The sequence below is a fragment of the Micromonospora sp. D75 genome (assembly GCF_018070405.1).
Taxonomy (GTDB): domain Bacteria; phylum Actinomycetota; class Actinomycetes; order Mycobacteriales; family Micromonosporaceae; genus Micromonospora; species Micromonospora chalcea.
This window is the reverse complement of the sequence record NZ_JAGPXV010000843.1, coordinates 1-2,046: the sequence shown is the minus strand read 5'-3', so window position 1 is coordinate 2,046 and position 2,046 is coordinate 1. Positions and strand designations below refer to the sequence as shown.

The window sequence follows — 2,046 nt, the reverse complement described above, 5'->3', positions numbered from 1 at the left end:
CGGCGTCGACGCCTTCGCGCGCGCCCCGGCGCAGGAGTTCGTGGTCGACGCGGTGCTCGAACTGGACCTGGGCCCGGCCGCCCGCTCCGACGAGGTGACCGACACCGTGCACTACGGGGAACTCGCCGAACGGCTGGTCGCGGTGATCACCGGCGAACCGGTGAACCTCATCGAGACACTCGCCGACCGGCTGCTCGCGGTCTGCCTGGCCGAGCCGCTGGTCGCCGCGGCGACGGTGACCGTGCACAAGCCGGAGGCACCGATCCCGCACGCGTTCCGGGACGTCGCCGTCACGATGAGGCGTACCCGGTGACCCGGGCCGTGCTGTCGATCGGCAGCAACCTGGGCGACCGCCTCGGCCACCTGCGCGGCGCGGGGGCCGCGCTCGGCGACCGGGTCCTGCTGGTCTCCGGTGTCTACGAGACTCCACCGTGGGGGGACGCGGACCAGCCCGCGTACCTGAACGCGGTGGTGATGGTCGCGGACCCGGCGGCGACGCCGGAGGACTGGCTGGCCCGCGCCCGGGCCGCGGAGGCGGCGGCCGGGCGGGCCCGCGACCCGGAGCGGCGGTACGGGCCGCGCACGCTCGACGTGGACGTGATCGCGGTCTGGGACGACGCCGGCCAGCCGGTGCTCCGCGACGATCCCGAGCTGACGGTGCCGCATCCCCGGGCCCACCTGCGCGCGTTCGTGCTGCGCCCGTGGATCGACGTCGAGCCGCACGGCCGGCTGCCCGGTCACGGCTGGCTGACCGATCTGCTCAACGCCGAGCCGCTGGCCGGTGACGCCCTGGAACTGAGCCCACGACCCGATCTGACGCTAGAGTCGGACACATGACCCGCAGGAGCGTGGCCCGGCAGTGGCGAGCTGAGGAGGCGCGGTGAGCACCGACCGCTCCCCGCAGGGGCCCGACCGCTTCCGGATGGGGCCGACCCGGGCCTCCACGCTCGTGGTGGCCGGCCTGGCCGCCGCCGCGGTGGCCTGGCTGCTGATCAGCGGCTTCTACTACGACTTCGCGCCCGACCTGCCCTGGCTGCCGGTGATCACGCTGGCCGGCCTGGCCGTGCTGGAGGGCTACGCGGCGGTGAACACCCGCAGCCGGATCGAGCGGCGGCCCGGCCGCGAGCCGGTGAACCCACTGCTGGTCGCCCGGTTCGTGGTGCTGGCCAAGGCGTCCGCGCTGGCCGGTGCCATCTTCGCCGGCTTCTACGCCGGCCTGACCGGCTGGCTCTTCGTGGAACGGACCAATGCCGCCCAGGGCGACCGGCCCGCCGCGCTCGGCGGTCTGATCGCGTCGCTCGCGCTCGTCGCCGCAGGAGGACGACGAGGACCGCGAGCCGGGCGACCGCGAGACGCCGCGCGGGCGTCTCTGATCCGGGGTTCCCCACACCCCGGCCCGGCGGTACCGTCCCTGGCGACCGGAGAGCGACGGCCGCCACGGTCCGCCCGCCCGTGGGCCGGACGCGGCCACCTGGGAGGCGCGGGTCTATGGCGTACGACGACGCGGGTCGGACAGCGCCGCCGGAGACATCGTCCGGCGTGCCCGCCGCCGTACTGGAGCACGTCTTCGACGACCCGGCGCACGGCGAGCCCGGCCGGGACCGCATCGCGGTGCACGTGCTCTGGGAGTTCGTGCTGCTCGCCGCGCTGGTCGCGGTGACCTGGCTGCTCTGGCGGGAGAACGCGGACACGCTGCGCGGCGGCTCCCTGAAGACGCTGCTCGTCGACGTGGCCGCGCTCGGCCTGCTCACCCTGGCCGCCGGCCTGAGCCTGCGGGCCGGCGCGGTGAACCTGGCGGTCGGCCCGGTCGCGCTGGCCGCCGCGCTGCACTTCGCCGAGCAGGGCGACCGCGGCATGCGGGAGGCGCTGCTGCCGGCGCTCGCGGTGGCGGCGGCGGCCGGGCTGGCGCTCGCGCTGGCCGTGGTGGTGCTGCACGTGCCCGGCTGGGCGGCGAGCCTGGCCGGGGCGGCCGGCGTGATCGTCTATCTGGAGCGCCGGAGCGTGCCGGTCGCGGTGCAGAGTGACTACGACCCGCGCCGGAGCGCC

2 protein-coding genes and 2 pseudogenes are annotated in these 2,046 nt (G+C 76.0%); all 4 read left to right on the top strand.

The features are described from left to right. On the top strand, window positions 1-313 hold a 313-nt coding region (folB, locus tag KBX39_RS29795; protein ID WP_210873720.1), incomplete at its 5' end, for a dihydroneopterin aldolase. Next, a complete protein-coding gene (gene folK / locus KBX39_RS29790; protein ID WP_210873718.1) occupies window positions 310-837 on the top strand; it encodes a 2-amino-4-hydroxy-6-hydroxymethyldihydropteridine diphosphokinase in 528 nt (175 codons plus the stop codon). The genes folB and folK, both read left to right, overlap by 4 nt. Window positions 838-922: 85 nt before the next feature. Beyond that, window positions 923-1,373: pseudogene (locus KBX39_RS29785) on the top strand (DUF3180 domain-containing protein). A gap of 115 nt (window positions 1,374-1,488) precedes the next feature. Beyond that, window positions 1,489-2,046: pseudogene (locus KBX39_RS29780) on the top strand (ABC transporter permease); the annotation flags it as partial.